The sequence below is a fragment of the Neobacillus sp. DFD-2R genome, from assembly GCF_057747865.1.
The window spans coordinates 3,464,210-3,487,334 of sequence record NZ_CM173228.1; the positions used below are offsets into that span (position 1 = coordinate 3,464,210).

The 23,125-nt window shown below is 39.7% G+C and carries 18 protein-coding genes and 1 riboswitch; of the genes, 4 read left to right on the forward strand and 14 right to left on the reverse strand.

Features of this window, described 5'->3' with window-relative positions; all coding sequences use genetic code 11:
- Positions 1-90 precede the first annotated feature (90 nt).
- The 10 genes from AC3ANV_RS17345 to nirB (AC3ANV_RS17390) all read right to left on the reverse strand — a co-directional run bounded on the left by AC3ANV_RS17345 (position 91) and on the right by nirB (AC3ANV_RS17390) (position 14,108).
- Complete coding sequence (locus AC3ANV_RS17345; protein ID WP_488309936.1) at positions 91-993, reverse strand: carbohydrate ABC transporter permease; 903 nt, start codon at positions 991-993, stop codon at positions 91-93.
- 7 nt (positions 994-1,000) lie between these two features.
- Positions 1,001-1,888 carry a carbohydrate ABC transporter permease gene (locus tag AC3ANV_RS17350; protein ID WP_488309937.1) on the reverse strand — a complete coding sequence of 296 codons (888 nt, stop codon included), beginning with the start codon at positions 1,886-1,888 and terminating at the stop codon, positions 1,001-1,003.
- 53 nt (positions 1,889-1,941) lie between these two features.
- Positions 1,942-3,237 carry an ABC transporter substrate-binding protein gene (locus AC3ANV_RS17355; RefSeq protein WP_488309938.1) on the reverse strand — a complete coding sequence of 432 codons (1,296 nt, stop codon included), beginning with the start codon at positions 3,235-3,237 and terminating at the stop codon, positions 1,942-1,944.
- 118 nt (positions 3,238-3,355) lie between these two features.
- On the reverse strand, positions 3,356-4,195 hold the full coding sequence (locus AC3ANV_RS17360) for a PfkB family carbohydrate kinase (RefSeq protein ID WP_488309939.1): 840 nt from the start codon (positions 4,193-4,195) through the stop codon (positions 3,356-3,358).
- Between the two features lie 74 nt (positions 4,196-4,269).
- On the reverse strand, positions 4,270-5,007 hold the full coding sequence (locus AC3ANV_RS17365; protein ID WP_488309940.1) for a GntR family transcriptional regulator: 738 nt from the start codon (positions 5,005-5,007) through the stop codon (positions 4,270-4,272).
- Between the two features lie 442 nt (positions 5,008-5,449).
- Positions 5,450-6,226, reverse strand: coding sequence for a uroporphyrinogen-III C-methyltransferase (gene cobA, locus AC3ANV_RS17370; protein ID WP_488309941.1), 777 nt, complete (start codon positions 6,224-6,226; stop codon positions 5,450-5,452).
- A 194-nt stretch (positions 6,227-6,420) separates the two neighbouring features.
- Positions 6,421-6,750 carry a nitrite reductase small subunit NirD gene (nirD, locus tag AC3ANV_RS17375; protein ID WP_488309942.1) on the reverse strand — a complete coding sequence of 110 codons (330 nt, stop codon included), beginning with the start codon at positions 6,748-6,750 and terminating at the stop codon, positions 6,421-6,423.
- Positions 6,751-6,780: 30 nt separating this feature from the next.
- Positions 6,781-9,195 carry a nitrite reductase large subunit NirB gene (nirB, locus tag AC3ANV_RS17380; protein ID WP_488309943.1) on the reverse strand — a complete coding sequence of 805 codons (2,415 nt, stop codon included), beginning with the start codon at positions 9,193-9,195 and terminating at the stop codon, positions 6,781-6,783.
- A 346-nt stretch (positions 9,196-9,541) separates the two neighbouring features.
- Positions 9,542-11,692 (reverse strand): assimilatory nitrate reductase catalytic subunit NasC, encoded by a 2,151-nt coding sequence (gene nasC, locus AC3ANV_RS17385; RefSeq protein WP_488309944.1) that lies wholly within the window; start codon positions 11,690-11,692, stop codon positions 9,542-9,544.
- Between the two features lie 52 nt (positions 11,693-11,744).
- A complete protein-coding gene (gene nirB / locus AC3ANV_RS17390) occupies positions 11,745-14,108 on the reverse strand; it encodes a nitrite reductase large subunit NirB (protein WP_488309945.1) in 2,364 nt (787 codons plus the stop codon).
- Positions 14,109-14,646: 538 nt separating this feature from the next.
- On the opposite strand from nirB (AC3ANV_RS17390), the gene AC3ANV_RS17395 reads away from it, so the two are divergent.
- Together AC3ANV_RS17395 and AC3ANV_RS17400 are read left to right on the forward strand one after the other, a co-directional pair.
- Complete coding sequence (locus tag AC3ANV_RS17395; protein ID WP_488309946.1) at positions 14,647-15,852, forward strand: NarK family nitrate/nitrite MFS transporter; 1,206 nt, start codon at positions 14,647-14,649, stop codon at positions 15,850-15,852.
- A gap of 161 nt (positions 15,853-16,013) precedes the next feature.
- The gene (locus AC3ANV_RS17400; protein ID WP_488309947.1) at positions 16,014-16,604 is read left to right on the forward strand and encodes an undecaprenyl-diphosphatase; all 591 of its coding nucleotides are present in this window, start codon (positions 16,014-16,016) and stop codon (positions 16,602-16,604) included.
- Between the two features lie 45 nt (positions 16,605-16,649).
- Here the strand turns inward: AC3ANV_RS17400 and AC3ANV_RS17405 are convergent, their stop codons facing one another.
- The 4 genes from AC3ANV_RS17405 to AC3ANV_RS17420 all read right to left on the reverse strand — a co-directional run bounded on the left by AC3ANV_RS17405 (position 16,650) and on the right by AC3ANV_RS17420 (position 21,800).
- A complete protein-coding gene (locus AC3ANV_RS17405) occupies positions 16,650-17,432 on the reverse strand; it encodes an alpha/beta fold hydrolase (RefSeq protein ID WP_488309948.1) in 783 nt (260 codons plus the stop codon).
- Positions 17,433-17,568: 136 nt separating this feature from the next.
- On the reverse strand, positions 17,569-18,324 hold the full coding sequence (locus tag AC3ANV_RS17410; RefSeq protein WP_488309949.1) for a gamma-glutamylcyclotransferase family protein: 756 nt from the start codon (positions 18,322-18,324) through the stop codon (positions 17,569-17,571).
- A gap of 236 nt (positions 18,325-18,560) precedes the next feature.
- Positions 18,561-20,750, reverse strand: a complete 2,190-nt coding sequence (locus AC3ANV_RS17415; RefSeq protein WP_488309950.1) for a S53 family peptidase — start codon at positions 20,748-20,750, stop codon at positions 18,561-18,563.
- 63 nt (positions 20,751-20,813) lie between these two features.
- Positions 20,814-20,911, reverse strand: a riboswitch (cyclic di-GMP riboswitch).
- A 667-nt stretch (positions 20,912-21,578) separates the two neighbouring features.
- Positions 21,579-21,800, reverse strand: coding sequence for a hypothetical protein (locus tag AC3ANV_RS17420; protein ID WP_488309951.1), 222 nt, complete (start codon positions 21,798-21,800; stop codon positions 21,579-21,581).
- 280 nt (positions 21,801-22,080) lie between these two features.
- Between AC3ANV_RS17420 and AC3ANV_RS17425 the strand changes: the two genes are divergently transcribed.
- Positions 22,081-22,596, forward strand: a complete 516-nt coding sequence (locus tag AC3ANV_RS17425) for a DnaJ domain-containing protein (protein ID WP_488309952.1) — start codon at positions 22,081-22,083, stop codon at positions 22,594-22,596.
- A gap of 274 nt (positions 22,597-22,870) precedes the next feature.
- Positions 22,871-23,056 carry a hypothetical protein gene (locus tag AC3ANV_RS17430; RefSeq protein WP_488309953.1) on the forward strand — a complete coding sequence of 62 codons (186 nt, stop codon included), beginning with the start codon at positions 22,871-22,873 and terminating at the stop codon, positions 23,054-23,056.
- Positions 23,057-23,125: the final 69 nt, after the last annotated feature.

Sequence of the window (23,125 nt, forward strand, 5' to 3'; positions counted from 1 at the left end):
CCATTTTAACAGCAGTATCTTTAAATGGTATTGAAAGAATCGAATAGGAATTTCAAGCACCCTTTCCCTATTCGATTCGAATCCCTACTTTTATCCTTTTACACTCCCTGCCGATAAACCGCGAACAAATTGTTTTTGGAAAAGGATATAGGCCATAATCATTGGAAGTGCGGCAATCGCCAAACCGGCCAATTGGATCCCAAAGTTTGTGTTCAACTGACTCCGGAGGTTCATAAGACCAACAGGAATCGTTCTTAGGTTATTATCCTCGACAAAAACCAGCGCGAACATGAATTCGTTCCATACACTCATAGCTGTTAATAATGCACAGGAAGCAATGATCGGCTTTCCCATTGGTACAATAATATGCCAATAAACTTTCCAACTATTACACCCATCAATAATCGCCGACTCCTCAAGCTCCCCCGGAATGGAAAGAAAATAGGATCTCATTAAGAAAATCGCAAAGGGCAATTGAAACGCTACATACGGAAGGATTAACGCTCCATATGTATTGTAGAGTCCTATCGCTTGAAGTATTTTGTAAAGTGGGATCAAGCTTACCTGAGGAGCCAGCATTAAACCGCAAAGGACGATGATAAGCAGAAGGTTCTGCCCTTTAAAGTGAAAACGGCTTAGTCCAAAAGCGGCCATTGACCCGAACAGTAGAACAATTATAACGGATGTAACCGTAACCAAAACACTATTCAGGAAAAACTGGCCGATTCCCGCATCCCATGCTGCCTTATAATTCCCCCATAGCCATTCTTTAGGAAGTGACCATGTATTCAAAAAGAAATCACTATTCGATTTTAGTCCACTCAAGGCAAGCCAGATGATCGGATAAATAATAACCAATGAAAAAATACCAAATACTAAAAGGATGACAAATTGGAAGATTCGATTTTTTATCGTCGTCGAAATGCTTACCCTTCCTGTGCGAATTTCCTTTATTTCGTTTGTCTGTAAAATCGGATCATGCTTGATTGTCATCGAATCTTTACACCTCCTGTCCTGATTTTCCTAATTTTATTTGAAGTAAGGATAGAGTAAGTGTAATAACAAAAATAACGGTACCAATTGTGGAGGCGTACCCCATTTCATCATTCCGAAAGGCTGCACGGTAAAGCATCGTACCTAGTACTTCAGTTGAGCGGCCCGGTCCTCCATTAGTCATGATATAAACTTCATCGAATACTTTAAACGCACCAATTACCGTAATAACAGTACCAACAAGAGTCATTTCTTTAATTTGTGGCAGCGTGATGTTAAAAAATGTTTTTATCTTAGAAGCTCCATCAAGCATGGCAGCTTCATAATATTCATATGGTATTTTTTGCATGGCAATTAAGAAGAGCATCGCCATGTATCCTGTATATTGCCATTGGGATACAGCGACTACTGCGTAAATCGCGATCTTACTTTCACCGAGCCATGAATGAGTCCAGCCGGATTGGCCGATGGCTTTTAATGCCCCATTCACTAGACCCACTTCCGGATTATAGATCAGCTGCCATAATAAGCCGACTACCGCTATCGAAATAACGGAAGGGATAAAAAACACGGTCCGGAAAAATGGTTGAAACCTTCTAATTAATTTATCTTCTAAAATCGCGGCAATAATTAAGCCGCCGCCAACCTGAAACACTAGGGAAATAACGGCATACAGTGAATTATTTTTCAGTGCGGTAAAAAAAACGGGATCCTTAAAAAGTCTGCGATAATACTCCAATCCAACAAAAGTTTTCCCCGCCTCAAAAGAATTCCACCGAAAAAAACTGTTATAAAGATTTAATGCAATCGGCAGAAATACAAGTGACAGGATCAGAAGGAGTGCCGGTAAAATATAGAGTATTGCGGTACTTCTATTTCGAAATGTTTTCGTCATCTTTCTCCCTCCAAGGAGGGGGTAAGCAGGTGCTCCTGCCCACCCTTACTCTTTTAGTCCACTTCACTTTGTACTTGTTTCGCTACTTTTTGAACTTCTTTCATGATTTGTTCAGGGGTTTTCGAGCCATCCAGAAGCAATTGGAGATTGGATAAATAAACATCCGCTACTTTAGCGTTGACATCCGTATCCAGCCATTCTGCCATCCCTTCGGCCTTCTTCATGTAATCCACACCTTCAGCCACTTGTTTAAGTGCTGTATCGGGATTTGTTGCTCCATTAATAGGACTTGGCCAGCCAAGTTTTTTTACAAGCTTCAGAGCATTTTCTTTACTGGTTAAGAATTTTAAGAACGCCAATGCTTCTTTTGGGTGCTTTGTTTTTGATGAAACGATAAATCCATCCGGCGCACCTGTAATGTAATTCTGATTTCCTTTACCATCCGCAATGGAAGGCATCGGGAAGAATCCCCAGTTCCCGCTCATTGCTTTTTCAACGTCAGGAAATTCCTCTAATTCGACATACATGATGGCACCTTTTCCGGCAAAGAACAATTGCTTTGCCATATCATGTGTTGTAGAGTTAACATCCTTCATAAAATAACCTTTTTTATTCAAATCCAATAACATTTGCAACGCCTTTACATAGCCCGGATCCGTAAATTCTCCTGACTTTGGATTGTAATCTTTCATCCTCACATCCTGAGCTACCATTTTCTGGTTTAATCCTGTTAAGTAATGGATTGCCGCCCAAGGACTTTGATTCCCAAGTACAATAGGAGTTTCTCCATCCTGTTTCAATGTGTCGAGAACCCGGGTGAATTCATCCCATGTTTTTGGTGCTTGCAGGTGATATTTATCAAAGATTTTCTTGTTGTAGACAAAGAATTTGCCGTTAAAGCGAAGAGGTATTCCGTAATTTTTCCCATCGGAGGTGAAAGGCTGCAGTGATGCCGGGATAAAGCTATTCTTCCAAGCTGCATCTTCATTTAAGTAAGGGGTCAAATCCAAAGCGGCGCCTGCGCGAACGAATTTTCTCGCAAACTCCCCTGACCACGAAAACATGATATCAGGAACGTCGTTTCCGCCAAGGATTACGCGAAGCTTATCTTTGATTGGTTCATCAGCAATAGCTTCCATATTAATCTTGATATTTGGGTTTTTCTGCTCAAACTCTTTTACTACTTCTTCAAAATAGGGGGCGTTTTCCGGCTGAGGCCACTTTTGCAAAAACTTTAATACGACTTTACCGGAAGTATCTTCTTTGGTTGAGGAAGAGCTGGAACATCCGGTAACTACAAGTGCGATTACCAACATTACCGCTAACAAAACCTTTGTTTTCATTCTCATTCATTAACCCTCCTTATTTTCTTAACGTTTCTTTCTCAAAAATAAAATCGATCCACCTCCTATGTTTCTACCAATTGAAAATATTTTTATAGTAAAATTCACTCCCCCAAAATAGGGCTTAGAATGAAATCCCATAACCAAACGCACCATCGACCAGGCATGTTTTTGCAGCAAATTTCGCGCCTTCTTCCAAGCTTCTTTTAATAAGAAGAGCGTCACTTTCATTTTGATTCGCCTTTTTTCCAAGGAGATAATGGATTATAAACGCAGTGAAAAAGGAGTCACCGGCCCCCAATGTATCAACCGGTTTTACAAAGTGCGGCTCCTGGAGGTAAAAAATTTTTCCATCATAAACCATTGATCCACGTGAGCCCATCGTACCGATTGAAAACTTACTGCCATAGGAATTTACGCGTTTTAATAGAGACTCTATTTCGGTCATTTCCAGTTGGCCACATGATAAAAGACTTACATCCACATGTTTGCAAACGCTTTCTAAAATGTGGTCATTATACTCATTCGAAAAATCAAATGATACCAGTATCCCTGTTTCTTTTAATTTATGTAATTCTGTTGCCATCCCGCTGTAGATGCTGCTATGAGCAATTTCAAAGGTTTTAATATATTCCAGATCTTCAGCAGTTAGGATGATTGGATGATCCTTTTGCACGCCAGCATTCCCGCCGATAAATACACGGTCACCTTCCACTAAATCAACAGCTGCGAAGGCATTTTCCCCGGGATACTGTCTGCAATGAGAAATTTCCACGTTCATGCCTCTCAATGTCTTCTTAATATGTTCTGCAGCCCGATCATTTCCAAAAACGCCCAGATAAGCAGAATCTATTCCAAGCTGCTTGGCATAGACACTAAAATTTAAAGCATTTCCACCCGGGTACATCATTTTCTTAAATAGATATTTATCGACTACATTATCGCCAACACCGATTACCTTCATGGTTCATTCCTCCTAAAAAAATCTTTAACTTTTATCGGTATATACCATTTATACTAAACCTGAAATGAATGTAATCATTTCAGAAACAACTCGGAATAAAACTTAACAATATCACTTCTTGTTAATGAAGTAGAAAATTCAATTTCTTGATCATTGGGATCAAAAGCAACAGCTTCCCGAAAAATAACCGGACTTTCAGAGCGAATTCTTAAGAGCTTGCTTTCACTTTCTTCTGAAACTGTGACTTGCATATACTCCTTTGCTTTTACAAGACTAATTCCATATTCACTCTCCAAAATTTGGTATAATGAATTGAAATTGGTTATTAAATTGTCGATATTTGGACAATACCGTTCCGGAATAAAGGATTCTTCAATGGAGATTGGCATCTCATTCACCAGCCGCAAACGTTTAATGGCAACCATTTTTTCCCCTACCGCAACCTTCAATTTATCAGCTAAAATAGCTTTTGCTTCAATCTTTCTGATTGAAAGAACCTGTGTACTTGGTTTTAACCCTTTTCCCAACATGGAGTTTGTAAAACTATTAAATGTTATAAAATCCATTTCAATTTTATTATTAGAAATAAAGGTTCCGGCACCTACCCGCCGCTCCACTACTCCTTCCCGCTCTAAAATGGACAACGTATGTCTCGCTGTCATTCGGCTTATTCCAAACTGAACGGCCAGTTCCCGTTCTGATGGGAGCTTATCCCCATGGTTTAATTTACCACTTTCAACGTCTTCTAAAATTTTGTCCTTTAACTGTTTATAAAATGGGGGTGCTTCTTCATCTCTAAACATTTTACTCATTTCATATACGTCTCCTATTTCAAACTGGGATACAAGCTTAATTATATATGAAAATAATGTTTCCTGTGGTAAATTGTATGATCATTTTACAGTTAATGGTATATACCATTTTGTTTATTTTTAATGAAAACTGCAATGAAGGTATGTAAATCACGAAGATATATGTAGGAAAGATATGGCGCTCCACTAAAATTAAAACGCTTTCAAAAGTTTTCAGGATAGAAGTTCATAACAACGATTATTATTTATAACACAAAATTTATGATTACTATTAAAATAGTTTAAATTTTCTGTCTTGTCAATGCATTTTCAAAATTTCTTTGCATTTTTATTTCATTTAGGCTAGTAAACGAAAAAATTGAGCAGCTCGAAAAGGGAGACTGCCCGTCATTGTTTATTCCTTATTTTCAACTCAGGCGCTAGCGAAAACAATTAATTCCCTTTAGAAAATCAGCTTTTCCGTTACTTTTTCGGGAAACCATGATATTTTTTCTGACAGTTTTACGACTTCCCCAATGACAATCATTGCCGGATTCGAAATCTGATTTCGTTCTACCACTTCTACGATCGTTTCAAGTGTCCCAACCACCGTCCGTTGATGTTCTGTTGTTCCCTGTTCAATAACAGCAATTGGAGTGTGAGAAGCCTTTCCATAGGATTGCAATTGGTTACAAATAAAAGGAAGATGTTTGATTCCCATGTAAATAGCTAGTGTATCCACGCCACCCGCTAAATAATCCCAACGAATGTTATTCGGTTTACCGTTCATACAGTGACCAGTGACCACCGCAAATGAACGGCTTAATTCACGGTGAGTGACAGGAATCCCCGCGTAAGCCGGAGCCGCAATTCCCGAGGTTATACCTGGAACGACTTCAAATTCAATTCCATGTCTTACCAGCACCTCCGCTTCTTCACCGCCACGACCAAAAATAAACGGGTCCCCTCCTTTTAAACGTACGATTGTTTTCCCTTCCAATGCTTTTTCCACTAATAATTGATGGATAGCATCTTGGGAGAAACAATGGTCTCCGGGAGCTTTACCGCAATAGATGATTTCGGTCTCCGACCTCCCGTATTCCAGCAGAACCGGATTAACGAGTCGATCGTATAAAATCACGTCGGCCATGGCAAGACATTTCATCGCTTTAACTGTAATTAACTCCGGATCACCGGGACCGGCACCAACTATATATACTTTTCCCTTATTTTTTTCCATTTCTATTTTCGCTCCTCGCTGACGATACTTGGGTAGACTTTTCACTATCTAACTGACCTGGTACAAAAGCTTAAAACTGATAAAAAAATCTGCAAAGGAATTTTCGGTTTAATCCATGTCAGTGCCGACAATAAAAACGAAAATTCCTTTACAGGAGGATGCCCAAGTATCTGTTTCTCGGACATCCTCTTTTCTTACAACTCTTCAATAAGAAGGTAAACTTCATCTCCATCTATTATTGTTTGATAGGTTTTCACACAGCCTGTATCAGGTTCTTGAACCTTTCCGTCATCGAGACATATCTTCCAATCGTGCATGGGACAAAAGACAAATTCGCCGCTTACAATTCCTTCGCTTAAGACCCCGCCTTTATGAGGACAGCGGTTTTCAACTGCCCGAACGCTACCGTTTGATAATTTAAAAACTGCCACTTCTTTATCTCCAACCAGAACGGTCTTTCCGATACGTTCTTGGAGCTCACTGACTGAACCAATAGATAATTTTGTTAAGCTTTTGTTTATCATCTGCAGATTTCCTCCTTTAAATTGTGTACATTATGAAATAACAAGACTCTCAAATAACTCTTTTTTCACTTTGCCATCCTCTACAATTTCCTTCCACGGATCGCTAAGAACCGATAAAGCTTTATCCATCCGAACACTCAATTCTTTGCGTTTTTCCTTGTCATCCAGTACAGAACGGACATGTTCTAATCCTACACGCTCAATCCATGCCGATGTACGCTCTAAATAGTTGGCCGTTTCACGATAATATTGCAGGTACGCTGATGTAATCTCCATCGCTTCTTCTGAAGTTTTCACTTTGTATAATAGATCTCCGCCACGGACGTGGGTTCCTCCGTTTCCGCCGACATAGATTTCCCAGCCGCCGTCAATCCCAATAAAACCAATATCCTTAAAGCCTGATTCAGCACAGCTTCTCGGACAAGCGGATACAGCCATTTTTACTTTATGCGGGGTTTGCAGTCCTTCAAATTTCTTTTCCAAATCTATTCCAAGTCCCATTGAATCCTGGGTTCCGAACCGGCAGAACTGTTCACCGACACAGGTTTTGACAGTACGAAGCGATTTTCCGTAAGCAAACCCTGACGGCATGTCCAAATCCTCCCACACTTTCGGCAAGTCATCCTTTTTAACCCCCAATAAGTCAATCCGTTGTCCGCCCGTTAATTTGACTAACGGAATTTCATATTTATCGACAACATCTGCTATGCGCCGTAAATCCTGTGAATTGGTCACACCGCCGTACATCCTTGGTACAACAGAATAGGTACCGTCTTTTTGAATATTTGCGTGCATACGCTCATTGACAAATCGGGATTCTCTTTCATCCTCATATTTAGTTGGATTGACCATTCCTAAATAGTAATTCAGAGCCGGGCGGCATTTTGAACAGCCTTCCTCCGTACCCCATCCGAGGACATACATCACTTCTTTTATATGGGTCAAACCTTTTGCTTTAATTTCTTCCACTACTTCATCCCTTGATAATGTAGTACAGCCGCAAATTGCTTCTTTTTGAACACTGGCATCAAACGATGACCCGAGTGTCAGCTGCAATACTTCAGCTACTAGCGGCTTACATCCTCCGCAAGACCTGGAAGCACTTGTACATGCCTTAATTTCATCAACCGATGAACAGCCTTTTTGCTGGATCGCCTGGATAATTCCTCCCTTTGATACACCATTACACCCGCAGATAATTTCCTCATCGCCCATGGCTGCAACTAAGCTTCCACCTGTTTCTTGCCCGAGCGGCTGAAGAATGGATACTTTCATCGTATCGGAAATGTCTGCTTGCTTTTGAATCATTGAAAACAAACGATTCCCATCGCCGCTATCTCCAAAGAGGACAGCACCGACTAGTTTGTTGCCGCGTAAAACAATTTTTTTGTAAATTCCTTCCTGATCATCAAAGACTTTAATGGATTTTTTGTCTTCAGCCTCCATAAAGTCTCCTGCTGAAAACACCTCAACCCCGGAAACCTTCAATTGAGTGGATAAAATGGAGCCTTGATATGGATTCGTCGCAACACCACAGATGTGTTTCGCTAACACTTTTCCTTGCTCATACAACGGCGCTACTAACCCGTAAGGTATTCCGTTGTGCTCAGCACACTCTCCGACGGCGTAAATATCAGGTATATTGGTTTGCAAATAGTCATTTACAACAATCCCGCGATTAACCGAAATTCCGCTTTCCTTTGCCAATTCTATGTTCGGCTTGATCCCGACAGCCATTACTACTAAGTCCGCCTCTAATTCGCTTCCGTCGCTAAATCTTAGTCCTTCTACACGATCAGTACCAAAAATTTCCTTCGTTTGTTTTTCTAATAAAAATGACATTCCTTGTTTTTCTAATTCTGTTTGTAATAGTTTACCTGCAGTTGGGTCTAATTGACGTTCCATTAAGTATGGAGCGAGATGGATAACCGTAACCTCCATGCCTAAGTTTAATAGACCTCTTGCTGCTTCCAGTCCGAGTAATCCCCCGCCAATAACGGCAGCTTTTTTATAGTTCTTCGAAGCTTCCAGCATCACTTCGGTATCTTGTATATCCCGAAAAGCGGTTACCCCTTTTTTATCCGCTCCCGGAATCGGAAGAATAAATGGAAGAGACCCGGTGGCTATAATTAACTCATCAAATGGTTCTACCCTCCCTAAGTCGGTTATAACCACTTTTTTTCCCGAATCTATTTTGTTTACCGACTCTCCGGTATACAATTGTATATTGTTTTCTTTGTACCAATCCCAGTCATTTAACGTAATATCCTTAACATCAGTATCACCTTGCAATACTTTTGAAAGCAAAATTCTATTATAATTCGGATGCGGCTCACTACCGAAGATAGTAATCTCAAATAACTCTTTTGATATGTTTAATACCTCTTCTACGGCTCTGACGCCGGCCATTCCATTTCCTATAAGAACCAACTTTTTCTTTTCCACTTGTCGTTCCTCCCTTAGAAAGTTCATGAAGAAACTATATCACAGCTTTTCTAAAACATTACCGATCGTGTTAGGTTTCCTAACATACTATTTTCACTATCTTTATAATGTTTCGATAATTTAATAGTGAATTTTTTAGAGTTAAGGATTTGTTCCTTTTTTAATTGGGTTATCTCCTAACATTGGTAAGAATTTGGCTCTGTTAAACTTGACTGTTGATTTCCGCTCCAATCAACATTGTGAGCAAAATAACAATGAGCTTTAACATAACCAAGAATTTAAAAAGCCTGAGTCCAATTAGTTATTGGACTCAGGCAGGTTAGAAAATCTTTTTTACTTGTCATTTTTAATTCGAAGATAAATCCATAGCAGGACTTACTTTTACTGCACTCACTTTAAATCCAGGCATTCTACAAGTAGGATCCAATTCATTTGAAACAAGAAAATTGACATTTTGCGAGTCTGCCCAATGAAACGGAACAAAAACCGTATCTTGGCGAATGGTTTCCGACCATTTGCTTCTGACCGTAATATTTCCTCTTCTGGATACAATTTTCACCAGAGTATTATCTTGAATTCGGTATTTCATCGCGGTTGTTGGATGAATTTCCATATACGATTCAACATTTCTCGCAGCTAATGCCGGGCTTTTTCTCGTTTGCACTCCCGTTAGATAATGTGACATGACTCTTCCTGTTGTTAGGTACAGCGGAAACTCTTCGCACACTTGCTCCTTTGGAACAACCGGTTTATTTGGAACAGCAACCATTGCTGCTTTTCCATCAGGATGAGGAAAAGAGGCTTCAAAAAGTCTTGTGGTGCCCTTATGGTTTAAGTCCGGGCACGGCCATAATATCCCTCCCTCTTTTCTCAAACGATCATACGTAATACCGTAATAATCAGCGATTCCTCCGCGGCTTGCGATTCGAAGTTCATTAAAAATTTCTTCAGCAGATGAAAAGGAAAAGTACTCTCCCTTGCCAAGAACACGGGCGATTTCACAAATAATTTGCCAGTCATGTTTCACTTCTCCCGGACATGGGTAGCTCGCTTCCCTTAACGTTACCCGTCCCTCGACATTCGTCATTGTCCCTTCATCCTCTAAATAAGCGGATGTAGGCAAAATTAAATCTGCTAAGCTCGCAGTCTCTGAGACAAATAGATCGACTGCCACAAAGAATTTTAATTTTTTTAATGCTTCTTTAACAAAATGAGCGTTCGGATTGGAGACAATCGGATTCGAACACATTAAAAACATGCCGGTGATTTCACCCTCATGGATTTTCTCCATCAGTTCATAAGCCGACACACCTTTTCCCGGCAATTCGTCCTTATTGACTCCCCAAACACTTGCTACATACGCCCGATGTTCTTCGTTTTCAATTGAACGGTATCCGGGAAGCTGGTCTGCTTTTTGCCCGTGCTCCCTTGCACCCTGACCATTTCCCTGTCCGGTAATCGCTCCAAAGCCGCAATTCAGCCTTCCAATTTTTCCTGTGGAAACAAGAATATTTAGGAAATTACGGACGGATATTGAACCATCTGTTTGCTGTTCCACTCCTCTTGCCGTAAAAATCATTCCCGATTCTTCTTTTCCAAACCTAATCGCCGCTTTACGAATTTGCTCTACCGGTACACCTGTCATTTCTTCAATTTCTTCTAACTTTAGAGACGATACATACTCTTTAACACCTTCAAACCCATTAACATGATCCTGAATAAACGTATCATCAATAAGGTTTTCTTCTATAATTACCTTCAATAGCCCGTTTGCTAAAGCTGCATCCGTTCCCGGTTTAAGTTTTAAATGCAAATCCGCTATTTTCGTTGTAGCTGTTTCCCGTGGGTCAATGGCTATAATATAAGCCCCATTATTTTTAGCTTTCTCAAAGTATGGCATGATTGTCGGCTGGCATTCTGCGATATTGGTTCCTGCTAAAATGATACACCGTGTAAATGGAATTTCCGACAAGCTGTTTGTGAATCCTCTATCCATTCCAAATGTTTGGCTGGCGGCTGAAGCGGCTGCAGACATACATAATCGGCCATTATAATCAATGTATTTGGTTTTTAATGCTACCCGGGCAAATTTCCCCAGTAAATACGCTTCTTCATTCGTGATGGACGCGCTCCCATATACAGCTAATGCATTCTGCCCGTTTTCCGTTTGGATTCTGGTAAAGTTTTCTTTAATGCGGTTTAACGCTTCCTCCCAGGAAATACGAACAAATTCCCCATTTACCTTTAACAACGGATATTTCAATCGCTCCCTGCTAAAGGCATGCTGATGTGCATTCATACCTTTAATGCATAAACGGCCTTCGGAAGTTGGATTATCTTTCCCGATTGTCAGATATTTTTTTCTTGATACAAAAGACTGTTCAATCAATTGCATTTTACATTGCATGCTGCAATATGGACATTGGGTATCATACGTTTTTTCCGATTGCACTTTTTGTTGCTGTGTACGGTAATACTTTAAAAACAATTCAGTCAAGGTTCCTCACCTATTCTCATAAATTTTTGTAACAAAAATGCTTATCAGCGATTCATTTCGAGTAGCTACTCTCCAAAAAATTCATGCTTAATGACACATCCTCATCTAAACGCTCCAATAATTGCTGGCGAAGTTCTTGATCAAACACAACTTCTCTAACGTGAACTAAGCCAACCCGTTCCATCCATTGCCAAGTCCGCTCCATGTAATTGGCTGTCTCGCGATAATATTGGATAAAACCGCTGATGAACTGGATTGCTTCTTCATCTGTTGCCGCTATACATAATAACTCCCCTGCGCGCGCATTACGTCCGCTGCTGCCGCCGACATAAATTTCCCAGCCTCTTTCCATACCAATGACTCCAATATCTTTTGTTGTTGAGCCTGCACCGTTATGTATACAGGCGGATACACCCATTTTTATACGATAAGGTGTTGTGAGAAATTCTAATCTTTTTTCGAGACTGACAGCGAGCTTTAATGATGGTTGTTTATCACATTGACAGATATGTTCCCCCATACATGTTTTGACGTTTTGAACCATATTTCCATACGTAGAACTTAATGGCATGTTCAAATCCGCCCAAACGCCTGAGAGGTCTTCTTTTTTTACACCCATTAAATGAATTCTTTGTTCACTTGTTACAGCCACATCTGCTATCCCGTATTTCTCGGCCACATCGGCGATTTTCCGTAACTGATCTGCAGTTGTTTTGCCGCCGTACATTTGCGGAATAACAGTGTACGTCCCGTCATTTTGAACCGTCGCATTCATTTGTTCGCTTACGAAAAGAGTTTCTTGCTTACTTTCATATTCCGGATAGATCATACCTAAATAGTAATTGATCGCAGGACGACAGGTTGAACAGCCTTGCTTGTTCTGCCAATTAAGCATTTCCATTACGCCTTGTGTAGTGGTCAAGCCATACTGCTGCATCTTATTAACCACTTCATCTTCCGTTAACGTTGTACAGGAGCACATTGACTTTTGTTCAATCACTTCATCAAATTCATTGCTCTGTACATATAATAGAAGATCTTCCACTAACGGCTTACAGCCTCCGCAAGAACCTGAAGCTTTTGTGCATTTTTTTACTTGTTCAATGGTCGTTAGTCCTTGTTTTTGAACCGCCTCGATGATGGCCCCTTTTGTTACTCCATTACAGTTGCATATTATCTCACCATAAGCCATGGATGCTACTGAATGTCCGTTCTTATTTTCAGATTGAAATAGCGTAACTTTTTCCACGTCCGACAAATCTTGTTGCTTCAAAATCATATCTAGCAATCTTGTACCTTCTCTCGTATCACCAAACAATACGGCACCAATCATTTTATTATCTTGAAAGACTATCTTTTTATAAACGCCATCAACCTCATCATAGATTTTAATGGACTTCACAGTTTCAGCATCATCGAACCTGCCGACTGAAAATACATCAACACCTGATATTTTTAATTGGGTCGAAAGAACAGATCCCTCATAACCTTTACAGTCCAAGCCGCAAATCCGTTTAGCCAGCACCTTCCCTTGTTCATAAAGAGGCTTTACCAACCCATATACAGATCCCCGATGTTCAACACATTCTCCAACAGCGTAAATGTTCGGTATGTTTGTTTCCATATAGTCATTAACGAGAATCGCACGGTTTGTTTCGATTCCACTTTCCTTGGCTAGCTGGACATTCGGCCTAACTCCTACCGCCATGACAACCAAATCAGCTTCTACTTCTGTTCCGTCGTTAAAACGTAAACCTTCTACCCGATTGTGTCCGATAATCTCTTGTGTCCCTTTTTCCAAAAGAAACTTCATACCTTGATTTTCCAACTCTTTTTGCAGCATTTTCGCTGCTGTTTCATCAAGTTGTCTTTCCATTAGGAAACTCGCAATATGAACAACGCTCACTTCCATCCCAAGATTTAGAAGCCCCCTAGCCGCTTCTAAACCTAATAAACCGCCGCCAATCACTGCTGCTTTCTTATAGTGCCTCGAGGTTTCAATCATTTTCTGACAATCTTCTATTGTCCGAAATGTGATTACTCCTTCCTTATCAGCCCCCGGTAGCGGAAGCAGAAACGGAACTGAACCCGTAGCTAAAATAAGTTGATCATATGAAACTTCTCGATTTTTATCTGTTTTTACAACCCGGCTCTCTTTATCGATTGTGGTAACCGTTTCCCCTGTAAACAGTTGAATATTTTGTTGGTCATACCAGTCACGATCATTTATTGTAATATCTTCAATCTTTGTACCGCCCTGCAGCACAGTCGACAAAAGAATTCGATTATAGTTAACGTGTGGTTCACTGCCGAAAATCGTAATCTCAAAAGTATCGGGATCACATTTTAATATTTCCTCAATGCAGCGTACGCCTGCCATACCGTTCCCTATTAATACTAGTTTTTGCTTCTCCATTCTAAAACCTCCAGCTAGTTATAAAAGATGATAGCTCAACCATGAATAACATCAATTATTCCATAAGACTTCTAAAAAGAAATGAATCGTGTCATGTTTTCTAACATAGGAAATTTACATAGTATCTGTTTTGAAACTATTAGGATCTTTTTATTTTTTTCGACAATTTCAGAACGCCACCCTATTTAGCTATTAATACGCTCTTTATCCAATGAACTGTAAGGATTTATAATTTTCTTTGTTAGAACACCTAACATGATTTGTGACAAAATGATGGACGACAAACTATTCTTAGACATAGCAAAGGAATTCCAAAGATCCTAAACGTATTGGAGGTATGGTGATGGTAAAAAATATCAATCTATTTTCATTTTTGGTGTTACTTGGAAAAGTAGTCTTTTCAAAATCTGCAAATATCGGCTGGTACTAACAAACAATTAAACTTAGTCCGGGGGAAGCAGCCCCAAATACTGTCAAGCACTAGAGCAGTACTAACACATTATGTAGGAATTGGTTTCCAGGAAGGAGAAGTAACATTATGAAGTTATCAAATTTACGAAAAAGCGGTCATGCACCGTCATTATTCGCGTCATTTTTATACTTTGATGTTAGTTTCATGATTTGGGTTATGTTGGGGGCTCTTGGGGTATATATTACAAAGGATTTCGGTCTTTCCCCCTCTCAAAAAGGTTTCATAGTCGCTGTTCCCATACTCAGTGGTTCGTTTTTCCGTCTCATCCTCGGAGTTTTAACTGATCGGATCGGTCCTCGAAAAACAGCCATCATCGGCATGTTGGTTACGATGCTCCCCCTTGTATGGGGATGGTTATTCGGAAAGACGTTAACCGAACTTTACTTTATAGGCATCCTTCTTGGCGTTGCAGGTGCAAGCTTTGCGGCAGCCATCCCAATGGCAAGCCGTTGGTATCCTCCGCATTTACAGGGATTGGCAATGGGAATTGCAGGTGCAGGTAACAGTGGAACGCTTTTTGCTACTTTATTCGGTCCTCGGATTGCAGAACAAATCGGCTGGCATAATGTAATAGGACTTGCTCTTATTCCTCTTTCGATTGTTTTTATCATTTATGTCATGATTGCAAAAGATGCACCTTCACAACCAACGGCAAAACCGGTAATTGAATATTTCAATGTATTTAAACAAAAGGATACATGGTATTTCTGTTTACTTTACAGCGTTACCTTCGGCGGATTCGTCGGTTTATCAAGCTTTTTAAGTATCTTTTTTGTGGATCAATATGATTTAACAAAAGTAAGAGCAGGTGATTTTGTTACATTATGTGTGGCAGCGGGAAGCTTTTTCCGTCCTGTCGGCGGATTCATAGCTGACAAAATTGGCGGGGTTCGTCTTCTTACCTTTTTATTCATCGGGGTTGCACTCAGCATGTTCGGCGTTAGCCAACTTCCAACTTTACCGGTTGTAACTATTTTATTGTTTCTCGGAATGCTTTTCCTTGGGATGGGAAATGGAGCGGTCTTTCAATTGGTTCCTCAGCGATTCCGAGAGGAAATTGGGATGATTACCGGGATTGTCGGAGCTGCCGGCGGGGTAGGCGGATTTTTTGTACCAAATATACTCGGAACACTTAAACAAGTTACCGGAACATATGCAGCTGGCTTTTTCGTTTATGCAGGAATAGGAGCAGCAGCACTTATAGTGTTAATGATCGCACAAATGTCATGGCGAAAAGCATGGTCTTCAAAGGAAGCCTCCGTTAAAATTTAACAACTGCCTTAAAAATTAAGACCCTAGCTGAATCGTTAGCAAGGGTCTATTTCTTTTTTAAAGGAATGATCCTTATCGGTTTAGGCAATTCATACATAATTTCCATTTTTAATGGAAAAACTACTCTTGAATTTTTTGAGTAAATTAAAGGAGAGATTCTTATGGACTACAGAATATTTAGAGTAATAAACCAATTTGCCGGCCGTTATCGTCTGTTAGATAGATTCATGATCACAATTTCTCAAAAAGCTCGTTACGTGTTTGTCCTTATTTTACTCATTATGTGGTTTCGCGATCGCTTTCATAAAAAAATTACGTTATATACATCCATTTCGGTGGGGATTTCGATACTTCTAAATATAATTTTGAAACGGTTTTATTTTAAACCACGTCCGTTTGTGAAGCTTTTGGTCCATTTATTACCCCCGGCCCCATCAAAAAAGAACTCTTCATTTCCAAGTAAACACACTGCTCTGGCATTTGCAGCAGCAACAACTGTGATATTTTATAAACGTGGATTAGGTTATATTATGTACATTTTAGCATTTCTCGCAGGACTCTCACGTATTTGGGTGGGACAACATTATCCATCTGATATAGCAGGCAGCGCTTTGCTTGGGAGTTTAAGTGGCATAATGGTTAAAATTTCTGAATGGGTATGGAATCCATACATTGAAAAAGTTATTCAAATCTACCATCGTTACTGTTCTATGCTAAAAAATAAACTTTCAGGGGAATTCCTTAAGTTTTAGGGAATTCCCTGTTTTTTTGACTTATAATCCAACATTGGTCGCCCTTTATTTTTCACACCCATCTGAATGGGATATGATAAACTGATCCATCATTTGGTTTAATCCCACTGCTGCTCTTGTAGGAATCTGATGCTTTACTTCCAAAAACCTCAATTCATTATCCGGTAGTTTTTTGTGTAAAAGGTTAGCATAACGATGAAAGGATTTATCTTTTGTACCGTAAACCAGCAAAATAGGGAGATCAATCTTTTCGAGCTGATCGGTACAACAATATTGCAAACTATAACGAAAATACTGCTTGATATTCCTTGCATCTCCTTTTAGTGCTTCTTGGTGTAGCTTCTTGAAGGTCTCATGTCTATCCGAATTGCCCCATGAAATAGATAAGGACAATAGTGCCAGTGTTCTTGCTTTCGCAAGTCTTAATCCCAAAGAAATCCTTTGTTTTTGATACCAATCACTTACTTCGGACATTCCGCTTATGACAATACCTCCTAAAGCACTATCCGCATAATGCAGCAAAAATTCTAATACTACAGAGCCGCCGGATGAATATCCGCAAATGAAGGATTTCTTGACATTAATATGATCTAACAGTTTTCTAATGTCCTCAGCAATAAGCCGATACGTCACCGGTTGATTAGAGTACTGACTTCTTCCGAGACCTCTAATATCAAAGGCAATCACTTTAAATTTTTGTGATAATTGTTCTATTTGATACCTGAAAACCTCACTGGTTATTAATGGGGGGTGAATAAAAACAATCGGAAGCCCTTCCCCCATAACAGTATAGTACAGATTGATACCGTCTACGTCCAACATGGGCACGTTTCCTATCACCTCAAATATCAACACATTTTTTGTCTATGAATCACTTTGAAAGATTTCATTATTAGTATGTATTTTTTCAACCTTTGAATTCTTCTTTCTAGCGTTACTTTGAAAACCGGAGAATTTCTTCAATTTAGTGGTCCGGCGGTGCTGTTTCGGATTCTTTCTTCACAACGGTAATGGTTAAAACATCCTTTATTAATTTTCCATTTAGCGTTACATCGACAAACGTCGGCCGATACCAGCCCTCCTGGACTCCTTCCCGTTTAAACAAATATGAAAGACATTTCCGGTTTATTTCATACAACTTACCTTCGACCATTCCGCCATCTTCCACAATATCCGCCCGGCCGCCATCATGAAACCTTATGGAATATCTTAGTGTATAGCCATTTAGAATGCCACGGCCTGCTATTTTTTGAAAAAGCTGATTCACATTCGCTAGTCTAAACCCGGCATCATCCAAACAGCTGCCATAGGCAAAATAAAGAATGGTTTCTTGCTCTAAGAGCCGATGTAGCTTCCAATCACACGATTGGATTGGTGTCTCTAGTAAATTTTCATTATGTTCCGTTATAGTATAAAGATAAGCATCTTTTTTTCCTGTATCATAAAAAATGATTTGTTTCTTCCGATCATAAAGGTTGTTTTTACCATGTTCCTCATATTCTTCTAACTCGTCAAGTTTTTGAAGCTGCTCATCCGTTACAAGGTACAATTCACCGTAAACCATGTTTGTTGTTGATCCCTTCATAGCCGGATAGCCGAGTCCCGTATCAAAAAGGCTTCCGTTTGTCCAGGCTTGCTCAGCCACCCGTGTTGCATCCTGTAACAGCCCATGATATTTTTCATGTTTTCTTAAGGTTCCGTAAACAAACACGTAATGCATTTTGTGCATCCTGATCACTCCATTCAGAAATTGAAATTCTTCCTATTTAAGATTACTGCGGAGTCCGAAATAATCCCGCCTGATATAAAAGCTAGTGAATAAGAACCTGTTTTTTCAACAATCATGCCTGTTATCACCCGCAAGAGATCTCCGCCATGAGCGTTCCCAAAGCCAAAAATAAAAAGTGAGCAACTCCTAAATGGAGACTGCTCAACAACATAACCGTCGGATGGCAATTATTGAATCTGTAAGCTTACATCATCGACAAAAAAATCAGTTGGATTACTGGAATCGTTCGTGCCTTTAAAAGCAATTTGGATGGTTTGGCCCTTGTAATTCAGCAAATTGAAGCTGCGCTGCACCCAACCGGTTGCCGTACCGTCGTTTAGAGTTAACAAGGTTGCCAATACTGAACCACTCGTGTTACGAATTTGCGAATATAAGTAATCGTAAGGATGACTCGTTTCTGTGGTGGATACATAGGTCCAGAATGTAAGTGTCGCATTGGTTGCAGTTGAGGGAATCGTCACAGTCTGATAGATTAGATCGACGGCATTGTTGTAACCGCCCAGATACGCTGAGGAGCTCCCTGTATGCGGTCTGGTCGTATCAATCAGCTGGTACCCTCCTGAGCTCGATTCGGTCCATGGCGATTGACCGTTTTCAAAACCACCGTTTTGAATCAGCTGGATAATGTTGCCCCCACCCCCTGTTCCGCCGGAAGAACCGTTAATATCACGAATTAAGTTATACGCATCCGGTGTACCGATACCGGATGCCATATCATAACCGGACGTCGCAGGATAGTAAAGATTGCTTCCACTTGTAATATCGTGGTACGCCGGATAGACCTGCGTAGTGTTAAATGCTTTATACAATGTTAGGTTAGCCTGTCCGAGAACCCCTTTACCAAACGCTTGTGCATATTGATTATTTAAAGCGGTCAGGGCAGCCCACAAGGGAGCGGCAGCTGATGTTCCGCCGACTGTTGTCCAGGATCCTGAGCTGTAGATTGAGTATCCTGTGTTTGGATCTGCATCTGCCGAAACATCCGGGACTTGGCGCTTCCCGTTTGAATAGCTATTTTGTACACCCGGACCTGCTTGGAATGAAGGCATGGTGTAGACTGTAGAGATACCACCGCCACCGCCTGTTCGGTTAGTGCTGTTGCTCCAAACCGATTCGGAGCTGTAGGAGGAGCCGCTAAGGTTAAGGTGAGTACCGCCCACACCTGTAACATACGGATCGTTCGCAGGGCTATCGACAGACAAGGTAGAATTACCCGAGTCGTAAGCACCGTTATCACCGGAAGCAGCAAATATACTTTGCCCCTGTGCTGCGTTTTGCTGGAAAATGGTGTGTAAGCTATTCATCGTGGTACTCGAAGCTTGCTGCTCGCTGATCCCCCAGCTGACTGAGATCGATTTCGCTATGTTATCAGAAGCAATTTTTTGATACGTATCAATTAAGCCTCGATCCGTATTTGGCCCTTCATATACCTTAACTTGCGCTTTCGGAGCAACGGCATGAATAACTTCAATATCCAGTTCAACCTCGATCTCACCTTGCCCGGCAGCTCCATTATAACCGTCTACATACACGGTTGTTGGTGTCGGACTTCCGAGTCCGTAGTAATTGTCGTAGGTGCTGATATTTGAAGCCTTGTAACCGTCAAGTTCCATCAACGCTACGGTTTGCCCTGATCCTGTGTATCCGGCGCTTGCCAAAGGGCTGGCATCATATGCACCTTTTAATTCATTAGGTGTATACCCACCGGCCGGGCCGCTGCCGACTTTAGGTGTAACACTCGAATGCTTTTGTTTGTCGATGGCCGAAATTTGTCTGACTTTTGGATGTGTGTAGTGTGCTTCATTATTCAAACCTGCAATATCCGTAATAATACCTGATAATTCGGTCGGGATTGTAGGAGTCTGTTCATTTGAAAAATAGATTTGGCCTTGTGGGTTTTGGTAGTCATTAATCGTTACCGCAAACGCATCTTCCAATTGTCCCGTTGTACCGCTTGCTGTAACAAACGCATTATTGGCTGCTACACTTTCAACTTTTAACCCTTTACTTGTTAGAAAACTTTTTACATTGTTAACCGTGGTGTCTGTCGGTCCATATTGCGTTTTGAATTCCTCGGTTGAAAGAAAATGTTTGTAGTTGGGGGAAGATGGGTCATTCAGACTAGAGATAAAGGCATCTAATTTATCATTATCTCTTAATTGCAGGCCGACCGTTACTGTTACACCGGTATTGCGTTTGGTATGACCAATCTTTTTTCCGTGTTTCGCAGCCATTGGAGCGGCCCCTGATAATTTAACGGTTTTGGGCGTATCAGCATAGCTTGTACTTCCCGATATGTACAGCATTAAACTCATCATGGATACCACAGTAGTAATGAATAATTTTCTCCTCTTCATCCCTTCACCCCTCTATTATTCCAAACAAAAAATCTGCCACAGCGGCAGACTTAGGCAACCTAAAGTGGCGGCTCGACTGCCATGAAATTGACTGTTTTCAGTCATTCGTTAGGCTCGTAGCTTTGCGTCACCATTTTTCAATGGCTTTGCCTTTTCTATTTGGAATCTTGTATATGTTACTATATTTAATATATTAATCGAGAATGGCGAAAACTGTAAACAGCATTATTGTATGAAATATGAAAATTTCATTCGACAGTAGCTCCCGAAAAATCTTTAACTTTTCAATCATGTAACAAGAAAAACACCTTCTTTGATTCATCCTTATTAAAAGAATCAAGTGAAGGTGTTTTTCTTTGATTTTTGCAATTATTTTATTGTAAATGCAGGAATAAAAATTATTAAATAAATCGGAAGTTATGAAGCACCAGTCTAATCCTAAGCCTTCTCTAGCCTTTCTCTTTTTTTAAGCAAAAGTGAAAGCATCAGGAGCGTTAAGATAATCGCTGACACTAAATAAAGTGTTAATGCCACCATATCTGTTCTTAGTAAATGGTAGTCTCCGGTCGAGATAATGGCGCGAAAGCTATGTATCAGCTATTAAACATTTACAATAAATTTACAATTACCTTATACAGACTAAATACTAAACTTATATTATAATGTTATTAAATCAATTCCAGAAGGAGTTGTATTCATGCTAGAGTGGTTAACTCGTTTAGTTATTATGACAACCCTGTGCACTCTACTATGTCCTTAAACATTTAAAAGAATCTTTTTTGTCCTTTCAGCGTCCATTGGATGCTTTTTTTATTGTTTTTATCCAACCTAAATGGCCTCACCCGTTAACTGACCAACTGCATAAGCCAGGTTAGTTAGAAATTGTATTCGTATTTTTTCGTCATACAGAAAATGATCATAAAAAATTTCATTCTCGAGAATGGAGTATATGTTCGAAATATCTTCCTCTAATTTTTTCTTTTGATTCTTCGCTAGATAGTCTGATATTTGTCTTTCATAGTATTCGACAGTTCCATACAAAAAAGTCACTAATCCTCGTCCCTTCGATCAACCTAACGTAGTATTTTCCCAGAACTTCTTTATTAACAAAGATGCTTTTTACACGTAGTCAAGATGATAATAAAATGCTGAAGGACAAATCTCAACATATTCCAACAATTTTAATCAAAACGTTAAATTCGTTATGTTTGAAAATAATTTTTAATAAAAATTAAATAATCTAGTAAAACTGTAAAGTTTTATCTATGATACATTGAATTTAGTATTGTTTAAAATTAGGAAACCACGAAATACAGAGTGAGTTGAGCATATGTTAAATGTTAAAGAAGTCACGGAACAACTTCGAATAGAGGGTATAACAGATAGCGAAAATACAGTCATACGTTGGATTTTGGAAGGAAAAATAAAAGCTAAAAGGACCAAGCATTTAAATATTGACTACATAATCAATCCTGGAGATTTAGCGACGTTTATAGTAGAAAAGAAGATTGAGAAAAAGAGCAAACAATTCGGTGTTGATTTTCAACAATGGGAAAAAACGTTCGATGACAATCAAAAATTAAAAGAAGAAATCGAAGAATTAAAAAGTTCGATTCGGATTGAACAGGCCAAAGTCCGTTCATTAAAAAGAATGCTTCAAGCAGAATATGCTCTCGCAAATCCAAACCCTATTACTTATAATTCTTTATTAGGGTTAGAGGCTTCAGCGGACCAAGAATTGATAAAGAAAGAGTTTAAAAAACTACTTAAAGCCCTTCATCCTGATCGGGGTGGAGATGAACGACTTTTTAAAGTGTTTTATGAGCATTACAAAATGTCAAATTAAGGTAACAAGAGGATTGAGTTCTTTTGGTGATCTTACTTGAGAAGCTGCTGCTAATGCTTTGGGACCATTCTTTCTACAAATAATTCAATCCTCTGCCGGTTTCCCGTCGTTATTTGCAGTAAAAAGGATAGATATTGCTATTCCTAAAATAATCTGGAGAGAAATGTAGATAAGTTTTTTACGGTGCTGGCAGGAAAAAATCAACTCTTACTAAAAATATTAAAGGAGACGCTAACAGATGTCTAACGAATAAGTTGAAAGGTGGTCATTGTCCGTGAGCATGGAATTAACCCTACAACAAATCGTCGAAGGTATACCTAAGTCCTTATTAAATGCATCTGATAGAGATTTGGAAGGATTCCAAAAAATCCTCGAAGAAACAATTAAATTACGGGAAGCTCATAGAAATTTACAAAAAATGGTTAAAAACTTCTCTTCCTCTGCGATTCAGCGATCTTAAATCTTGAATTAGTAAAATGGAAATGGGAAGGTGAAAATTACCTTCCCATTTCCATTTAATAAATTTTTT

Excerpts from the sequence above, each read along its gene's own strand:
- cobA (WP_488309941.1), bottom strand. The coding sequence starts at position 6,226 with ATGGAAAAAAATAAGGGAAAAGTATATATAGTTGGTGCCGGTCCCGGT.
- AC3ANV_RS17400 (WP_488309947.1), top strand. The coding sequence starts at position 16,014 with ATGGACTACAGAATATTTAGAGTAATAAACCAATTTGCCGGCCGTTAT.
- AC3ANV_RS17355 (WP_488309938.1), bottom strand. The coding sequence starts at position 3,237 with ATGAGAATGAAAACAAAGGTTTTGTTAGCGGTAATGTTGGTAATCGCA.
- AC3ANV_RS17360 (WP_488309939.1), bottom strand. The coding sequence starts at position 4,195 with ATGAAGGTAATCGGTGTTGGCGATAATGTAGTCGATAAATATCTATTT.
- nirD (WP_488309942.1), bottom strand. The coding sequence starts at position 6,750 with ATGATAAACAAAAGCTTAACAAAATTATCTATTGGTTCAGTCAGTGAG.
- AC3ANV_RS17410 (WP_488309949.1), bottom strand. The coding sequence starts at position 18,324 with ATGCATTACGTGTTTGTTTACGGAACCTTAAGAAAACATGAAAAATAT.
- AC3ANV_RS17415 (WP_488309950.1), bottom strand. The coding sequence starts at position 20,750 with ATGAAGAGGAGAAAATTATTCATTACTACTGTGGTATCCATGATGAGT.
- nirB (WP_488309945.1), bottom strand. The coding sequence starts at position 14,108 with ATGGAGAAGCAAAAACTAGTATTAATAGGGAACGGTATGGCAGGCGTA.
- AC3ANV_RS17345 (WP_488309936.1), bottom strand. The coding sequence starts at position 993 with ATGACAATCAAGCATGATCCGATTTTACAGACAAACGAAATAAAGGAA.
- AC3ANV_RS17365 (WP_488309940.1), bottom strand. The coding sequence starts at position 5,007 with ATGAGTAAAATGTTTAGAGATGAAGAAGCACCCCCATTTTATAAACAG.
- AC3ANV_RS17350 (WP_488309937.1), bottom strand. The coding sequence starts at position 1,888 with ATGACGAAAACATTTCGAAATAGAAGTACCGCAATACTCTATATTTTA.
- AC3ANV_RS17395 (WP_488309946.1), top strand. The coding sequence starts at position 14,647 with ATGAAGTTATCAAATTTACGAAAAAGCGGTCATGCACCGTCATTATTC.
- AC3ANV_RS17425 (WP_488309952.1), top strand. The coding sequence starts at position 22,081 with ATGTTAAATGTTAAAGAAGTCACGGAACAACTTCGAATAGAGGGTATA.